Source organism: uncultured Pseudoteredinibacter sp. (genome assembly GCF_947502065.1).
In the GTDB taxonomy this organism is placed as follows: Bacteria; Pseudomonadota; Gammaproteobacteria; order Pseudomonadales; family Cellvibrionaceae; genus Pseudoteredinibacter.
In genome coordinates this window covers 119,535-137,775 of sequence record NZ_CANMYE010000004.1, presented here as the reverse complement: position 1 = coordinate 137,775, position 18,241 = coordinate 119,535, and the positions used below count along the sequence as shown (strand labels likewise).

Sequence of the window (18,241 nt, the reverse complement as noted above, 5' to 3'; positions counted from 1 at the left end):
GTAGATACAAAAAAGCCTGCAAATGCAGGCTTTTTTCGATTTTGGCTTTTGTGTTTACTCAAACAAACCAAAAGTAATGCGGTGATACCATGGGCGATCGCCACTGGCTTCTTGTGCATCAACAGCTTGGCGAGCTTGACGATCAGTTTTGTAAGCCGGGTTGTAAACCGCGCGGCTATCAAAGCCTGGTGGGTCTTGCTTATCCAGAAAGCCAAAGGTTGCTTTGCTCAGCCAGCCACGTTCGCCAGAATCAGCGTGGAACTGGTAATTGAAGTTTCCATCGCTACCAATCGCCGGATGATTTGGGTAGTTCTCTTTAAGAACCGCTAAGTTTGTCTCGGCTAAATCATCCATACCCAAGGCGTGGTAGCCTTGTATCATTACCGCCAGACCGTCAGGAACCGCTGGGGTTTTTTGAAAGTTCTCAATTACATAGCGGCCACGATTGGTCGCTGCTACATAGGCGCCACGCTTAAAGTAATAGTTAGCCACGTGAATTTCATAGCGAGCTAACAAGTTACGCAGGTAGATCATGCGTTTTTCAGCATCCGGTGCGTAAGGACTGTTCGGGAAGCGCGCAATCAACTGTGAGAAATAAGTGAAGGACTCACGTGCGCTACCTGGGTCACGGCGGGTAAGGTCGGTGGGTAAAAAGCGCTCAAATAAACCTTTACCTTCAGAGAATGAAGATAGGCCTTTCATATAATAGGCGTAATCCACATTGCGGTGCTGAGGGTGCAAGCGAATAAAGCGATCGGCAGCGGCCGAGGCGGCCTCAGTTTCAGAGCTCTTAAAGTAGGCGTAAATTAACTCAAGCTGGGCTTGTTCGGCGTATTTTCCGAATGGGAAGTTCTCTTCTAGGGCTTGTAGGGTTTTGGTTGCACGCTCCCACTGCTTGGTGTCCAGCTGACGCTTGGCAGCTTCGTAAAACTGACGCTCGGTATCATACTGTGGCTTATCCTCTTCTTCTTCATCTTGGAAGTAAGAGCAACCACTTAAGGTAAGTGCCAACAAAAGGCTTAAGACCAGCTTGGCCCCGATGTAGGGGTAGTTTTGCATGTTCAGAACTCTCTATTAGGAGTGTTTTAGTTTTTCTTGTGGAAACGGTTTAAAATACCCGCTTTCCGCCCAAACGAGTTATCGATCGCTTGTTGTCATACCGTCACAATGTCGCAGCACAGCTGCAATCATTTGGCTGACAAAAAGTTAAGGGTGCTATTTAAACACAAGGCCGAGCGAAACCCCAAGGTATTCGTTCTGCTAGAGCCGATATACCTCGATAGCTTGTTAAGGCCCTTAAGGTAAAGGCAAACCCTTTGATCTTAATGCCACAGTTAAGTCCTGTATTGTTTAAAAAACAGGCGTTTAGACTGTTTTTAAGCTTGAAGATACACAGTGGCATTAACGCTGCATAGATTTTGGCCTAGCAGGCCATAGGTAGACATTAGAATGAATGAAAATATCCCTCCTGTAGATGAGCTAGAAGATTTATCGGAAGATACAGGTAATAAACAAGTCGAAGAATCGGCCACAGTTCCAGAAACGGCCAGTGGCCAGCGTCTCGATCAGGCGGCCGCCGAGCTGTTCTCCTCCTATTCTCGCTCTAAATTACAAGCATGGATAAAGAGCGGTGAGCTCACGGTTAACGGGGCTAAGGCCAAAACCCGAGATAAAATGCTCGGTGGTGAACAATTAGAATTGAAAGCCGAGCTGCAAGAGCAGGGCAGCTGGCAGCCCGAGGCGATTGATCTTGATATCGTTTACGAAGATAACGACATTCTGGTATTAAATAAGCCCATGGGCTTGGTAGTACACCCTGCAGCGGGTAATCATACTGGCACCTTATTAAATGCTCTATTGCACCATTGCCCTGATCTAATTCATGTTCCGCGCGCCGGTATTGTGCACCGCTTAGATAAAGACACCACCGGTTTAATGGTGGTGGCAAAGACTCTGGAAGCACACACTGACCTAGTGGCACAATTGCAAGAGCGCAGCGTGTCGCGTGAATACGAGGCGATTTCCCAAGGCGTCATGACGGGCGGCGGTATGGTAGAGGCCAATATCGGCCGTCACCCTAAGCAGCGCACCAAAATGGCGGTTCTGAATTTTGGTGGTAAAGAAGCCATCACTCACTACCGGGTGATTCAGCGTTTTGATGCCTATACACATATTCGACTGAAGCTTGAAACAGGTCGAACTCATCAGATTCGTGTTCATATGGCCCATATCGGCTACCCCTTGGTTGGGGATTCGGCCTATGCTGGCCGCTTCAAAATTCCTAAGGGATTGGATAAAGAGCTGATTGAAAAGCTACGCGGTTTTCCGCGCCAGGCACTGCATGCCGCACAGTTGGGATTGATTCACCCAAGTACCGGTGAATATATGGAGTGGGATGCCGAGCTACCTGCGGATATGGTCGGTTTACTGGCTGACCTTAAAGCGTCCAAAACCGGTTTTGAGACCCTTTAATATTGCAAGCGGGCTTTTGGGATAAGGAGATATACAGTGGCAACTGACTTTGACTATGTACCTAATATACCGTTGCCAGAGAACATCGGCTTGCTTATCAGCCGGCGCTCAGGTGGCCAAAGTCAGGGGCCCTACAGCAGTTTTAACGTTGCAGATCATGTCGGAGATGATGCGACCATAGTCGCTGCGAATAGAGAGTTGTTGCTAAGCGCGATGCCGGCCGCGAAGAGCATTCAATGGCTAAATCAAACGCACAGTTGCGTGATGGTTCAGGCCGGGCAGGAACAATGCCCTAACGCAGATGCCAGTTTTAGCGCCGACATAGGACAGGCCTGTGCAGTTTTAACCGCTGATTGTTTGCCGGTTTTAATGTGGCGTGTAGATGGTTCGGCGGTTGCGGCGGTTCATGCTGGCTGGCGAGGTTTAGCGAATGGGATTCTATTAGATAACTTTAGCGAGTTAAATAAACAGGGCAATAAGAGCAGCCCATGGCAAGCCTATATAGGCCCGGCTATTAGTCAGCAATATTTTGAAGTTGGTATTGAAGTATTGGAGACTTTTTTTGAGCTCGCCCCAAGTGCCGATATTCTTGAGGCTACAGCAGCGGCATCCTTGCCATCTAAATGTAATCCTTTGAAGTATCACTTAGACTTGGCCGCTATTGCTAAAGCGCAATTGATAAGTTTGGGGCTTACTAATGTTCATGGCGGCGATGAGTGCAGCTTTGCTGACGAGCAAAATTACTTTTCCTTCCGGCGCTCTAGTCAGGCTGGCGACAGCCGCTGCGGTCGCATGGCCAGTTTGATCTGGCGCAAATAACTCATCTAAAACCACCGTGTTGTTTAAGTAGCTGTTGAATTATCAAAGCTTGTCCCCATCTAATATCTAGAGCCTGATATATTGTTTAAAAAGGCTAGATGGGGCGGGCAGCCCCATGTGCGACTCGTGCTTGAATGCAAGGCGGGTGATAGATACGAGGCCTGATGGCTCGTAAAACACATAGAGGTGATTATGCGATTCGATCGTCTGACTAATCAGTTACAAAGCGCTCTTTCTGAAGCGCAATCCTTAGCCGTTGGCCAAGATCATAGCCAACTAGATGCCGTACACTTATTGGCCGCGATGCTGCAACAACAAGGCAGTGCGGTGCGACCATTATTAAACCAAGCCGGCTTTGATATGGCGGGTTTAAATCAAGCCATGGAGAAAAAACTGACGGAGCTCGCTAAAGTTGGCAACCCCACCGGTGAGGTGCCGCTCTCTAGTGAGTTGGCGCGTTTATTAAATCTCGCCGATAAAACAGCACAGCAGCAGGGCGATCAGTTTATTGCCAGTGAAGCTGTTTTATTAGCAGCTTGGAAAGATGGCAATAATTCATTGGCCAGTCTTTTAGAAGCCCATGGTGATATTAAACATCTAGAAAACACCATTAAAACCATCCGAGGTGGTGAATCTGTGAATAGCCCGGAAGCTGAAGGCAACCGCCAAGCTTTAGATAAATATACGGTTGATTTAACCGAGCGCGCATTGGCGGGTAAGTTAGATCCGGTGATCGGTCGTGACGATGAGATTCGCCGTACTGTTCAGGTTCTTCAACGTCGCACCAAAAATAACCCGGTATTAATTGGTGAGCCCGGTGTAGGTAAAACCGCAATTGTTGAAGGTTTGGCACAACGAATTGTGAATGGTGAAGTGCCAGAGGGCTTAAAAGATAAAAAACTTTTGTCTTTAGATTTGGGTTCCTTGCTAGCTGGGGCTAAGTTTCGCGGTGAATTTGAAGAGCGTTTGAAAAGCGTTTTGAATGAGCTGTCAAAACAAGAAGGCCAAGTTATTCTCTTTATTGATGAATTACACACCATGGTGGGTGCGGGGAAAACCGATGGCGCTATGGATGCCGGCAATATGTTAAAGCCTGCCTTGGCGCGTGGTGAATTACATTGTGTAGGCGCAACAACATTAGATGAGTACCGCCAGTATATTGAAAAAGATGCGGCTCTGGAGCGTCGTTTCCAAAAGGTTCAGGTCGATGAACCTACAGAAGAAGATACCATTGCAATTTTACGCGGCTTAAAAGAACGCTATGAAGTTCATCACGGTGTTGATATTACCGACTCGGCGATTATTGCAGCCACCAAACTTTCCCAGCGATATATTAGCGATCGCCAATTGCCAGATAAAGCCATTGATTTGGTCGATGAGGCGGCAAGTCGCATTCGTATGGAGATTGACTCCAAGCCAGAAGATATGGATCGATTGGAGCGCCGCCTCATTCAATTAAAAATTGAGCGTGAAGCGGTTAAAAAAGATGAATCAGAAGGCGCACGCAAACAGCTTAAGTTGCTTGACGCTGACATATTAGAAGTTGAACGTAAATACGCGGATCTTGATGAAATTTGGCGTGCTGAAAAATCGGCACTCAGTGGATCCGCTGAAGCCAAAAGCCAGTTAGAGCAAGCCAAGCTTGATTTAGAGGCTGCTCGTCGTGCAGGTGATCTAGGGCGAATGTCGGAGCTGCAATACGGTCTAATTCCACAGTTAGAAAAGCAGATAGCCACAGCCGATACAGCTGAGCAAGCACCTATGCAGCTGCTGCGAAATAAAGTTACCGATGAAGAAATTGCCGAGGTGGTTTCCAAGTGGACGGGTATTCCTGTAAGTAAGATGCTCGAAGGTGAGCGTGAAAAATTACTGAAAATGGAAGATGATTTACATAAGCGTGTTATCGGTCAAAGCGAAGCTGTTGTTGCCGTATCTAACGCTGTACGTCGTTCTCGCGCGGGTTTGTCGGACCCGAATCGTCCCAATGGCTCCTTCTTATTTTTAGGGCCAACAGGTGTCGGTAAGACAGAGCTGTGTAAAGCATTAGCGACTTTCTTGTTTGATACCGAGGAAGCCTTGGTGCGAATCGATATGTCGGAGTTTATGGAAAAGCATTCCGTTGCCAGACTAATCGGTGCGCCTCCAGGTTATGTGGGTTACGAAGAGGGTGGTTATCTAACTGAAGCCGTTCGCCGAAAGCCATACTCGGTGGTTCTGCTAGATGAAATCGAAAAAGCCCATCCTGATGTGTTCAATATTCTATTGCAGGTTTTAGAAGATGGCCGTTTAACCGATGGCCAAGGGCGCACGGTAGATTTTCGCAATACTGTCGTGGTAATGACTTCGAATATGGGCTCAGATCGAATTCAGGATTTGGCTAATGACCGCTCCTATGACGCCATCGATTTTAATGCGCCGGCCGAAGATTCTACCTTAACAGAAACCCGTTATGCGGCAATGAAGGATGCTGTTATGGAAGTTGTTACTCAACACTTCCGCCCTGAACTTATCAATCGAATTGATGAATCTGTAGTGTTTCATCCGCTGGGTAAGGAGCATATTCAGAGTATCGCGAATATTCAGTTAGAACGTTTGAGTCAGCGCTTGGCAGAGCGAGAGCTGAGTTTAGAGCTTGATGAGTCGGTCATGGATATGATCTCTGAGGCAGGTTTTGATCCCGTCTATGGAGCAAGGCCTCTAAAGCGTGCTATTCAGGCCTTAGTTGAAAACCCTCTAGCGGAAGATATATTGTCGGGTAAGTTTTCGCCAGGGCAGACGATAGTGGCAAGCTTGAGCGGCAATAAATTAGCTTTTGACGCTCGCTAGCAATCACACAATAAAACGCAAATTAAAGGCCAGTGTAGGGTTTATTCTTCACTGGCCTTGCTATTTATAACAGCTCAAAATTAAATCGTTTTTTTAGCTAAAGTAGTTAAAACCTAAAAGATTCCAATAACTATAAAATGCCAGCGTCGAAAGGGCCAGTATCGCGCTAAGCCAAGCTGTGACTTGCTGTGGCTTTCTTTTCAGTAGACTCTGCACAAGCCCGGCTATCAGAATGGCCCCTGAGCAGCTCGAAAGTAGAGGCAAAATCAAGGCTAAGCTAATTGATCTGGGGAAGCCATTAACGATGGTTGGTAGGCTTAGCAAGGATAGTGTCATCACTATAAAAAACAACAGTGTTAAAGCTGACCAGCTGAGTTGACTGTAAAACAGAGTTTTAGAACTTTCTAACAACTTCTTACGCTTATATAGAAGATGGATAAGAATAGTAAAAGAAAGAAGGGGGATGGCAATCAGGCACAATAATACAGTTGTCTTGGTTTCAGCGAACGGGGCTTTATAGTACTGGGTGTAGGCTTTACCATCTTCAATCATATTATCTATTGTGCCATTGCTATTACGCTGAAAAGCAATGCGCCCATAGCCTCCCAGCTCTTGAAATAAATCTTTATCAACCATTTGATAGCGCGTGTCGCGATATAGTAGATAAGACTGCTGTTGGGCTGTTATTGCACCAATAGTGCGACCGTTTAGAACACGCAGTAGAGCTTCGACCTTACTGAAGCTTGCACGCCAAGGTAGGTAGTCACCTTGATACTCCTGTAACTGATTAATTGAAAGTGCTTGGTAAACAGGCTTTGCGTCTGGGTTTGCAAAGTAGTGTGAATAAAACTCTGCAAGAAAAGTTTGATATACTTGGCGGCCGCCAGCGCCGCTGAAACTGGCAAATACAATCAGCTTTTCTTGCTTGGAGATTCCCAGGTGGGAATAAAACCACGCACTGGCGCCTTCGTGACCAAAGATTTTTAAACCATCATTCCCGAAACGCCTTTTTATAAATCCAAGCCCCATGCCTCGAGTTCTGGGGTCATGACTGAAACCTTCAGAGATCATTTGCGCTACGGTTTCCTGCTTTAGAATACGCTGGCCATTGAACTCTCCGCCATTAAGTAGGGCTGAAGCAAAGCGAATAATATCTTCTGCAGAGATGGCCGCCGACCCGGCTGGTGCAAAGCTGGAAATTCTTTCATAGGGGGTGGGCTTATATCCACCAGCAGACCACTTGTAGGCCTGCACTATATGTTTATTGAGTGGCGTTTGTGGTGGTTCTACAAAGGTTGCGTATTTCATCCCGAGTACATCAAAGATGTGGCGCTGAACATATTCTTCGAAGCTTAAGCCGCTGACATTGGCGACGATTAAGCCTGCTAAAGCGGTAGCCCAGTTTGAATAAGCAGTATGTTTACCGGGAGGGTTAATTCGCTTGGGTTGGTATTTTTCCAATGCATCGGCTAAGGGCAGTACAAACTCTTCCTGATCTAGAATCAGATAGCCAAGCGCACCATCTTCTAATCCAGTCGTGTGAGTCATAATATGTCGCAGGCTTATCGTTTGCCCAGGCCAGCTGTTGCTTACTTTGAATTGATGCAGATACTGATTGACATCGGTATCGAGATTTAACTTTCCCTGCTCTAACAATTGCATCACCGCCACCCAGGTAAAAAGCTTAGAGATAGAGCCCGGGCGAAATAAACTGCGCTTAACATCTATGGCAATGGCTTGTTCATCGGCTCTAGCGAGTTGTTGCCAGCCATAGCCTTTGCTGATTAATGGAACACCATCTTTATAGACTAATACTACCCCTGAGGGGCTGTGGTGTTTTTTCATTGCGCTGTGCACTAGGCCGTCAATGTAGCTTTCTAGGCCCACTGAATCCTCGATAGTTTTAGCTAGTGAGGTTTGGGAAAAGAGACTCAGAGAGAGAATTAAAAGGCTTCGGATAACGGCTGACATATTTAAAATCTCAGGATAAATAATGTTGCTGCTGTTGGTCGCAGCTTTGTATCGGTTTTTAGTCTTGCAACGACAGATACATTTGGGAAAAAGACCCCCCTTGCGGGGGGGGCCGGCAAATCAACGCCGGAGAGTATGTATTCTGAGTTTTACAACGCTTAGAATTGGTAGCGATACTTCAAACCAATTGTTCGTGGCGAGGTAAAAATAGCCGAAGATGATAGGCTGCCATTGCCAGCGATGGTATCTGTACGGTTCATAATGGACTGCGTATCGAGAAGATTGTTCAGATAAAAGCTGAGTTGATGTGAATCTTTTTCAAGACTTAGACTGCTATCCACCAGCGTATAAGCATCTACCTCGATAGATTGTTGCGTGCTCGAGCGAGAGAAGCTTGAGTCATGTTGGCCAATATATCGTCCAGCAAGAAGAAGATTGGCCTGCCAGCCTTTAAGATCGCCGAGTTCATAGGCCAATTGCACAGAACCACTCCATAGGGCTTGGCCCGGATAGCGCTCACTAGCGATTCCTCCAAGTCCCGGTTCATCATCACTTAAGTAACTATCGCTATAGCTAATGCCTAACTGCAGAGATATTCGCTCGGATATTTGCTGTGCTAAGTTGAGATCTACCCCTTTAGCCATCAAGCGACCTTGAGCATTAGCACCTACAGATACACCATTAAATGCAAAGCGAGTTTGAAAGTTATCCCAATCGGAATACCAAAGTGAGATTTCATATTGCATGCTAGCATCGTGATTGAAACCCTTGGCGCCCAATTCATAAGACCAAATTTTATCGGATTCGACAAAGGGTTGAGCTAAGTTTTCGCCTGTCGCTGGATTTAAAAGTGCAAGGTTGGCGGAGATAGGGCGGTAGCCGCTAGCGACTCGCGTGTAAACTGATAGTTGCTCGCTTGGGCGGTAGCGCATGGTGGCCAAATAAGTCACCGTTTGGTCGCTATATTGACTTAGCGCTTGCCCTGGGCCGGTCAGCGGACCAGTACTAATATTTTCCATTTCGGTCTCATGGTCGCTATAGCGCAAACCTAAAGTGATATCAAAGTCTTCGTTAAAATACCAAGTGGCATCGCCGAAAAATGCCAGCTCTTCGTACCCAGAGGGAAAGCTGACATCAAAGAGCCCTGCGCCTACGTAGGGTGCTGGTATGGCTTGTTGCCGATTGCCGCTATCTTCGTTCATATAAAATAAGCCTAAGATCCATTCGAAGCTTTGATTTTGCTGAGAGCTTAGACGAATCTCTTGCACAAAACGTTGCATGTTTTGATTTGAAATTGTGACGACGCTCTCAGTGCTGCCAGGTGCTAGGCCATAAATAGCGTCGTTTACGGGAGCCAGCTGAGCGCTACGATCGAGGTTGACGAATACGCTACGGTCCGAGAGGCTGCTAACGGAGTTCAATTGCCCCCATTCAAAGTCATAATCAAAACTAACAGAGCTGATTTCGGTTTCACTTTGTAAAGGTAGCGGCTGATTAATGGTGCTGTATTGTGCAAAGGCGGGTGTTTCTGTGCCAGGAAGTAGAGTGACGTTACTGAGCAAGTCGCTCTCACCTTCCTGCTTTAAATACTTTAATTTAATTTGGGCCGCCTCATTAAGCTCCCAAAGCAGGTCAACAGAAATGCCTTTACTTTGAGATTGATCAGCTCGCTTACGCAGCAGACTTCCGTTTGCAGGCTGTACGACTTGTGTAAAGCCTGCGTCATCTGCTTGAAAGAGCGACAAAGTAGCGCCTACGGAGTCTTTGATAATAGGGCCACTTAAGCGGCCGCTTACGATAGTGTTATGACTGCCAGGGCCTTTGTTATGTGAAAGATCTACACTGAATTCCCCTCGCACGTCTTCTAAAGAGGGTGCGCGACTAATATAGCGAATCATACCTCCTACCGAAGAAGCACCATACAGTGTTCCTTGCGGGCCCTTGATAAGCTCTATGCGGCTTAAATCAATGAGAGAAGCATCGATTGTGCCGCCGGCAGCGCCGCTAAAACCACTGGCGCTAATTAAGGGCGTATCATCGATGTAAATACCAACAGTTCTGATGGCTCCAGATTGTGGAATTCCCCTCATGGTTATCGTTCCGACACCTCGGCCTCCACCGTCTTGCCAGTTAACACCTGGGGTGTACTCGATAATATCTTGAAGCTCATTGAGGCCATGCTTTTGAAGGTCTTGTGGATCTACAGAAGCAACCGAAGCTGCTACCTCCTGTAAATTTTCTTCACGTCTACTGGCGGTAACAAGGACTTCTTCAAGCTGAACCGATTCTTGTGTGCTAGCAATGGCGATTTGACTGCTAGTTAAACTACTTAAAGAGATAAAAGCGGCCTGGGCGTACTTGGGTATCATTGATATTCTCCTACTACAGCGACTTATACTATTTTTTGATTATTTTGCGGCGTGTAGCATGAAGAATTTAAGTCAAAAAAAATTTGCAGAAAGTAAAAATAAATCGATGTTTCAACAAATAAATAGATAGTTTGTGACGATAATCAGCTTCCTGGGGTTTCGCCGTAATAGTCTCGAAATGCTCTAATAAAACAAGATGCGTCGGCGTAGCCTACATGCTCGGCAACCTCACCCACTGAACCTTCATGGTACTGCAGCATCTGCTTTGCCACCTCAAGCCTAAGGCGTCTTCTATACTGCATGGGAGTCAATTGATACTCAGCTCGAAAGGATTGGCTTAAAGTTGTTCTATTAGTTCCTATCCGTTGAGCCAGCTCATCAATGGTATGGGCTATAGAGTACTCCCGATCGATAATTGCTTTGGTTTGTTGAGCGATATTTACACTGCGAGATAACTTTGCCCGGCTTCTTAAACCTGAAACCCCGCGGCCTTGCCAGCGCGCAAAATTTGCCGCATATACCATAAACTCAATGGCCTTTGCTTTAATATAAGCTGGCCGTAGGCCTCCAAAGCGCCCAAACTCTGACAGCTCATTGGCGGAGATCATTAGAGATTTAGAGGCCTCAAAAGTACTGGATGCGTGGGGGTGGATGAGGTCGTCTTGAAACAGCTGTTGCAACATTTGCTCCGCGTGTTGACCAACATTTAGGTTTTGCTTGAAAGCCTCTATGCTCATATAAAGAGCGACATTGCGATAACGGCTGCCGCCCTGTTGATAGCGGTTCAAGGTGCCGCGCTTGCTGAATATATCTAAGCGGCAATCTCCTGCCTTAAGAATTTGCGGATTCTGTTTGTTGATAGAAACTTCATATTCGCCGGCGACACAAAGTTGTAGTGCCAGCCAGTTAGCACCACTGTAGCTGGTTTGCGAGGCCTTGGTGGCCTCAATATTGCTGGTAATGACGGAAAAATCACGGTTGATTTGAACAATTTCTTGCCGGCCGCATAGGGCTTGATTGTGAACATGATAGCGAGTGATATGACCACCGGGAAAAAACTCCTCGGCTTCAATTTCGAGTGTGTTTTCCCGAATCATTTCCTGCAAGCTGGCATCTTTTGACGAAGCAAAAGCGTCAGAAATTTCTCTGCGAATATGTTGCTGCATAAATCCTACTTCTAAACTTCAAAGCAAAGAGGTTACACATAATTAAACAACGTAACTGTGCAAATAGGCAATTAAAGTATGCATTTAGTAAAATTGCAGTCTTTAGCCCCAAAGCTCTAACGATGGGGCTTCGCACAAACCGTTTTTATGAAACCTTAAGGCGTTGGGGCAGTCGCTTTCGAGCAATAAGGGACCATCGATATCAATAAATTGACAGTATTGACCTATTACATAGGCCGGTGCCATGGCTAGGGAGCTACCAATCATATTGCCTACCATGAGCTGTTTACCATCACTCTTCGCCTGCTTTACTAGGTTTAAAGCTTCACTAAAGCCACCGCATTTATCCAGTTTAATATTGATGACATCGTAGCGCTGTTTTACGTGATGGTAGTCTTTCATATCAAGGCATGATTCGTCTGCCGCAATAGCGATGTCTCTATCTAAGGCTTTTAGGATCTCATCGCCCCCCCTTGCAAGTGGCTGTTCGAGAAGGATGACACCATAGGATTTAAGCTGTGGAAGGAAGTCGATAAGCTCCCCTTCACTCCAGCCTTGATTGATGTCCAATATAATCTCAGCATCAGGCCTGGCGCGATGTACGGCGCTGAGTTTTTCTATGACTTGCTGGTTATTGAGTTTCAGTTTTAAACGTTTAAACCCGCTCGCATTAACAGCCTGCTTGGCCATTATCTCGGCTTCATTTAGGCCGATAGTAAATACAGTATGCAGGTTTTTCGGTGATAACTTTAGTTTTTGCCAAATGCTTATTCCTTCACGCTTACAGTTCAAATCCCAAAGGGCGCAATCAATAGCGTTTCTAGCGCCGCCAGGTGCTAATAGTTGTTGCAAACTCTGAGTGTCGATTCCCGCCTCGATAGCTTGTTTTATCTCAATGAGTTGAGACTCCATTTGGCTGCGGTCATCGTTAAGATAGTAGACACCTGCTGCTTCTCCTCTGCCACATTGACCATCTGCATATAGTGTTACCTCTAATGTTTCGATCTGCTCAAATAGATAATCACTTATTTCCAGAGGCTGTCTAAGTTTACGTTTGTAGAAGTTGTATTTAAATTCCATGTAGCTGATACCTGCTCATATTGAATGGCAGATTATGGGCAGCGCTTTCGATAAAGCCGCTGTTACGCAAACAATGAAAAACGACATCGAAACAAGAGTGTGGGTTCTGATGCGGCTTCTCGATTTGAACGGATAGTGGATTGTTTTAAACTACAGCACTTTTATTGGATGGAGAGGCCAAGTTTATGTTGTTGAGCGAAGTGGTCGCATCGGCTTGCTTGTTACTTTTTTGTTTGTTGGGCTTCGCTAGTTCGTTCAAGGGCAAACGAAATGTTCAACTGCTTCTTGTGCTAGCCTCATTTTTATTGATTCTGGATCTTCGTTGGCACGGGCAGCCTTTGTTGTACAGCTCGTTTTTATGTTTGGCGATATGGGCACTTGGGAAAAAGCGCCTCCAGGCGAAAAGAAGATTTCCCAAACTTTTTATCTTGGCAAATGGAATCTTGTTTATTTTATTACTCGTAGCCAGTTACCTACCTTGGCAATTTCCTGTGGCTACATTAGCTAAACCGACGGGGCCTTATTTTGTAGGGGTTGCGGATTTCGAATTGACCGATCATGGTCGGCCTGAACTTTTGTGTCAGAAGAAAAACTGTGCAGATAGAAAACTGCAGTTAAGAATGTGGTACCCAGCGAAGAATACTACTGATCGAGCGACGCGCCCCTATGCCAATGAGTCTGAAGTCTTGGGAACTATGAGGGGAATGGCGAAGCTGATGTCATTACCGAGTGGAGTCTTCAGCCATTTTACTCGGGTAACTACCCATAGTGTTGAAGGTGCCGACGTTATTGATAAACAACAATTGCCAGTGGTTATTTTCAGCCATGGTCTGTACTCCTATATGTGGCAAAGCACTGCACTTTTGGAATCAATCGCAAGCGAGGGTTACTTGGTCTTCAGCATACACCACCCCTATGATGCGGCCGCTGTGCAGTTTGACTCTGGTGAGCTAATTGAAGCTTATATACCAGAGCAAAATCAACAGCAGCAGGATATACAGGCACTTCGTAAAATGGCTTATAGCGAAGCCGATATGAACAATCGCTTTGATTTTTTTATGCAGTATATTGAACGGGCCTTTGAGGTGGGGGATTCAAAATTGACGCGCAGTGCACCGCAGTGGCTGGCGGATCAATTGTTTGTTACCGAGCAGCTTGTTGATGGAGAATTACCCGCTCATGTACGAATTATCGCAAGCCACGGGCGTTATGATAAAGTCGCATTTACCGGGATGTCTTTCGGTGGCAGTACAGCGGTAGCGGCTTGTCGACTTAGCAAGCGTTGCGCTGTGGCAATAAATTTGGACGGAGCGGATTCTCATTTTCTAGGTCTTAATTCTGCACCTACTGTTCCTACACTCCATTTAGCCCATGATGTCCACCGTTTGCAGCAGCAGGGCGAAGCAGGAGGCCCTGTAAATACAGAGCTTTTGTATAACGATTTTTCTGAACAACGGTTTGCCTATGCCGGACGTGAGGAGAGCTATTACCAATATATAGTAAAAGGGAGTCACCACTTTGCATTTAGTGATGCGGCGCTACTGATACCATGGCCGCTAGGGGGGATTTTGGCCGGCGAAACCGAACCTGGGGTTATGCTTGATTTACAAAGAAGCCTAGTATTGAGCTTTTTACAGGCAGGCTTGAATTCTGGAGATTATTCAGAATTTATCGATCAAACACAAATGTGGCCTGGGTTAATTGCCAAACATGAGAGTAAAGCTTTGCTGGGGTGGTGGCACAGTCTAAGTGGGGAAAAAAAGAAGCAAATTTCTGGTCGCTTAGAAAAGCTGCAGCTTAAATTAGACACTTTACATTGATTATTTAAGGGCAGATTTCCCGTTGTGGAGCATGGCTGTAATCAGAGGCACGAAAGTTGCGAGGTAAGGCGGGTAATCAAATTGGACGGCGCTTTCAGAAATAATAAACGGGCTACCTTAAAGGGATTATTGGTCATTTGATACAGGGGGGCGCTATTTCTGATTTAGCCGGGAAGCCTGCTAGCGGAACCTTTTATTTTGGCGCTTCTTCCTTAGGGGGGAAGTGGCAATGCTTATGGTTGGGCGATTGAGCTTTGCGGCAGTTAGTTGGTTTAGATAAGCCTCGAAAGGCAATATCCCATATACCTAGCCGAGCTGAAATTTTCCATTAACTCATTAGTTTCTAGGCAAATTTGCCGAAATAGAGGGTGGTTGGGTTTCTGTGTCCGCAAAAAAAGCGGGGAGGTGGCATAGCTCTTACATGTGTGTTTTATGAGCAGTACCTTCTTGTTGTTGGCGCATAAATCTTTATTTTGCCCAGGTATTAGGTTGAAAATTGATCTGAAAATGAGATTTTTATAAAAGTTCCCTATAAAAAGCTAATTTTTACATTTTTTTGCGTATTTTCTTGAGGGTACAGGGGATACTTTCGTTTATATTCCGACGGCGGTTTTCTAACCAAGAAATAGTGGTGCTTTCATTGCCGCCATTGAGAGGCGTTTTAGCCTCTAAAGTTATGCCAAAACAAATAATGTCCATTGAGGGGATGCATATGAAACAAAAGTTACTGACTGGTGCAATCCGAGGGATTGTAGGCGCTTCTGCAGCGGCCTTCATCTTTCCAGCTGCCGCACTAGCTCAAGACTCTGCTACTGATCTTGAAGAAGTGGTAGTAACCGGTTCTTTGATCAAAAACCCTAACTTAACCCGTTCTGCTCCGGTTAACGTGATTTCTTCTGAAGAGATGGAGTTTCAATCCATCAGCGTAGTAGAAGAGATGTTGCGTGAGGTTCCAGGTGCTGTTCCTAGCATCGGCGCCAACGTTAACAATGGTAACGGTGGTTTCTCTTATGTAAACCTTCGTGGTTTGGGTTCTAACCGTAACGTTGTTTTGCTTGACGGTCGTCGCATGGCGCCTTCTGAGCTAAACGGCCGTTTTGACTTGAACAACATTCCTGTAGCGCTAATCGAGCGTGTTGACGTTTTGACCGGTGGTGCAAGTACCACATACGGTGCAGATGCCATCGCAGGTGTTGTTAACTTCATTACTAAGACCGACTTCACTGGCGTTGAATTGACCACTACTTACGGTGAGACTGCTGAAGGTGATGGTGAAAAAGACCTAATCGAAGTTACTATGGGTGCCGATCTTGATGATGGCCGTGGTAATGCTGTACTAAGCTTAGGCTTTCAAAGCACAGATCCTGTATACCAGGGTGACCGTGAATTCTCTGAGTTTGTACACTTCTACTGGAATGGTGCCCGCGGTGGTTCTGGTCTAGGTTCATTCAATACTCGTATTGGTAACGTGAACCCTACTGGTACTGCAGACGGTAACTTGTCTCTAGGTGGTGTTCAGGATGACCGTACTTTCGCAGCGGCATTCACCCCATACAACTATGGCCCATCTAACGTTTTCCAAACTCCGTTTGAGCGTTTTAACATCTTTTCTTCGGTAAACTATGAGATTACCGATTCTATTGAAGCCTACTCACGCGCTATTTACTCTCAGAACGTAGTAAATACCTTGATTGCACCTTCAGGTTCTTTCGGTGATTCTGTTTCTATTTCTTTGAACCACCCGTTCCTATCTGATGCTCAGCGTAATGCTTTGTGTGCGTTTAACACTACTCCTGGTAATGGCTATACTCCTAAGTACAGTCAGGCTCAGTGTGATGCAGCTGGTGCAGCCGTAGGCCCTAACGATCCAAATTACTTGACAGTTGATACTCAGCTACGTCGTCGTAACGTTGAAGGTGGTCCACGAATCAGTGATTACACTGGTCACTACTTCAACTACAGCCTTGGTCTACGTGGCGACTTGAACGAGTCCATTTCTTGGGACGTTTATGGTTCTTACGGTAAGAGTGATCAGACTCAGGTTCAAAAAGGTTACTGGATGAAGTCTCGTTTCCGTCAGAGCTTGTTGGCAGGTCCTGATGGCTGTAACGATGCTAGCAACGGTTGTGTACCTGTAGACTTCTTCGGTCCTACCGGTTCAATTACTGATGAGATGAATGCGTTCTTGTTGGGTGGTGAAAGCCGCATTGCAACCAAGTTTGACATGACTCAGTTTACTGCCAATATCTCTGGTGAGACTGGTGTTACTAGTCCTTTCGCTAACGATTCTATTAACTTCGCTCTTGCAGCTGAGTTCCGTGACTATCGTGGTTCTCAGGAGTCTGACGTTTTGTCTCAGTCTGGTGACCTAGGTGGTGCCGGTTCTGCTCGTCCAAACATCTCTGGTGGTTACTCTGTTAAGGAATTGGTAGCTGAGGCCGCTATTCCACTTATTCAAGATGCACAGTTTGCTGAAGAAGTTACCGGTGAGTTGGGTGTACGTTACTCTGACTACAACATTCGTGCTGAAGGTGCAGAGGGCTTCTCTACTACCACTTGGAAAGCTGGTTTAAGCTGGACTCCAATTGAGGATGTTAAAGCTCGTGCTACTTTCTCCCGTGCGGTTCGTGCGCCAAACATTGAAGAGCTATTTGAGCCTACAGTTACTGAGTTGGGTAACCTAGCTGTTGACCCTTGTGCTTCTGTAAATGACGAAGGTGTTAACAACGGTAATGTACCAACTGGTGCGCTACGTGATGTTTGTATTGCACAGGGTGCACCTGCCGGTACTATTGGTTTTATCCCTCAGCCAGCCGCTGGCCAGGTGAATACTACCGGTGGTGGCAATCTGAACTTGGATCCAGAAGAATCTGATAGTTTGACTGTTGGTTTTGTAATCCAGCCTTCAATGATTCCTGATTTGACTGTGACTGTTGACTACTACAACATCAAAATCGAAGATGCGATTACTACTCCTACTGAAGACGACGTAATTGCGGCTTGTTTTGATAACCCAAGCACCTCTAATGCGGCTTGTACTTCTATCGTTCGTTCTCCGATCGATGGTAGCTTGAGTGGTGATGAGGCTGTTGTTAAAGGTCTGCCGTTGGTGCTAACCAATGCTGGTACGCTAGAAACCGATGGTTTTGATTTGACTATCGATTACTCTCGCGAGTTTGGTGAGTTCTTGTGGAGTTCTTACTTCGTAGCGAACAAAACCAACAAGTCTACTTTCCAGGCTACTCCAACCTCTATCAATCGTGAGTGTGTTGGTTTGTACAGCTCAAACTGTGCATCTATCCAGCCAGAGAAGACTTTCAACTGGCGTAACACCCTATCTTACGGTGATCTAGATGTTTCATTGATGTGGCGCTACATTAGCAGCAACGACTATGAAAACGGTGTAAGCGACCAAGCCTTCATTGGTGTACCAGAAGGTAATGTATTAGGTTCTCAAAACTTCAACCGTACTGAGTCTTACAGCATCTTTGATTTGACTCTACGTTATGTTGTTTCTGATAACATTACTGTTACTGGTGTAGTATCAAACTTGCTTGATGAAGAGCCACCATTGACTGGTGCCTTCATTGGTGCAACTGGCTACAACAGTGGTAACACTTATCCGTCAACTTTCGACACCCTAGGTCGTCGTTACAGTTTGACTGCTAAGTTCACATTCTAATCTTTGGTTTAGAATGAGCTGAGCGGGTTTAATCAC

Annotated in this window: 10 protein-coding genes; 5 read left to right on the top strand and 5 right to left on the bottom strand. The window is 46.0% G+C overall.

Annotated elements, in window-relative coordinates; genetic code table 11:
• Positions 1 to 54: 54 nt before the first annotated feature.
• Positions 55 to 1,059, bottom strand: coding sequence for an outer membrane protein assembly factor BamD (locus Q1A41_RS12170; protein WP_299979201.1), 1,005 nt, complete (start codon positions 1,057 to 1,059; stop codon positions 55 to 57).
• Positions 1,060 to 1,449: 390 nt separating this feature from the next.
• On the opposite strand from Q1A41_RS12170, the gene rluD reads away from it, so the two are divergent.
• The 3 genes from rluD (at position 1,450) to clpB (ending at position 6,117) form a co-directional block, all read left to right on the top strand.
• Positions 1,450 to 2,472: a 23S rRNA pseudouridine(1911/1915/1917) synthase RluD gene (rluD, locus tag Q1A41_RS12165; protein WP_299979199.1), complete on the top strand. Its 1,023-nt coding sequence runs from the start codon at positions 1,450 to 1,452 to the stop codon at positions 2,470 to 2,472.
• A 36-nt stretch (positions 2,473 to 2,508) separates the two neighbouring features.
• Positions 2,509 to 3,291, top strand: coding sequence for a peptidoglycan editing factor PgeF (gene pgeF / locus Q1A41_RS12160; RefSeq protein ID WP_299979196.1), 783 nt, complete (start codon positions 2,509 to 2,511; stop codon positions 3,289 to 3,291).
• A 192-nt stretch (positions 3,292 to 3,483) separates the two neighbouring features.
• Positions 3,484 to 6,117 carry an ATP-dependent chaperone ClpB gene (gene clpB, locus Q1A41_RS12155; protein ID WP_299979193.1) on the top strand — a complete coding sequence of 878 codons (2,634 nt, stop codon included), beginning with the start codon at positions 3,484 to 3,486 and terminating at the stop codon, positions 6,115 to 6,117.
• A gap of 93 nt (positions 6,118 to 6,210) precedes the next feature.
• Here clpB and Q1A41_RS12150 read toward each other — a convergent pair whose 3' ends face one another.
• The 4 genes from Q1A41_RS12150 to Q1A41_RS12135 all read right to left on the bottom strand — a co-directional run bounded on the left by Q1A41_RS12150 (position 6,211) and on the right by Q1A41_RS12135 (position 12,703).
• Positions 6,211 to 8,088 (bottom strand): serine hydrolase domain-containing protein, encoded by a 1,878-nt coding sequence (locus tag Q1A41_RS12150; RefSeq protein WP_299979190.1) that lies wholly within the window; start codon positions 8,086 to 8,088, stop codon positions 6,211 to 6,213.
• Between the two features lie 158 nt (positions 8,089 to 8,246).
• The gene (locus Q1A41_RS12145; protein ID WP_299979187.1) at positions 8,247 to 10,457 is read right to left on the bottom strand and encodes a TonB-dependent receptor; all 2,211 of its coding nucleotides are present in this window, start codon (positions 10,455 to 10,457) and stop codon (positions 8,247 to 8,249) included.
• A gap of 143 nt (positions 10,458 to 10,600) precedes the next feature.
• Entirely contained in the window at positions 10,601 to 11,623 is a 1,023-nt protein-coding gene (locus tag Q1A41_RS12140) for an AraC family transcriptional regulator (RefSeq protein WP_299979185.1), read from the bottom strand.
• A gap of 102 nt (positions 11,624 to 11,725) precedes the next feature.
• Entirely contained in the window at positions 11,726 to 12,703 is a 978-nt protein-coding gene (locus tag Q1A41_RS12135) for a dipeptide epimerase (RefSeq protein WP_299979182.1), read from the bottom strand.
• A gap of 491 nt (positions 12,704 to 13,194) precedes the next feature.
• Here Q1A41_RS12135 and Q1A41_RS12130 point away from each other — a divergent pair, with 491 nt between their 5' ends.
• Positions 13,195 to 14,523: a hypothetical protein gene (locus tag Q1A41_RS12130; RefSeq protein ID WP_299979179.1), complete on the top strand. Its 1,329-nt coding sequence runs from the start codon at positions 13,195 to 13,197 to the stop codon at positions 14,521 to 14,523.
• 712 nt (positions 14,524 to 15,235) lie between these two features.
• The gene (locus Q1A41_RS12125) at positions 15,236 to 18,205 is read left to right on the top strand and encodes a TonB-dependent receptor (protein ID WP_299979176.1); all 2,970 of its coding nucleotides are present in this window, start codon (positions 15,236 to 15,238) and stop codon (positions 18,203 to 18,205) included.
• Positions 18,206 to 18,241 lie beyond the last annotated feature (36 nt).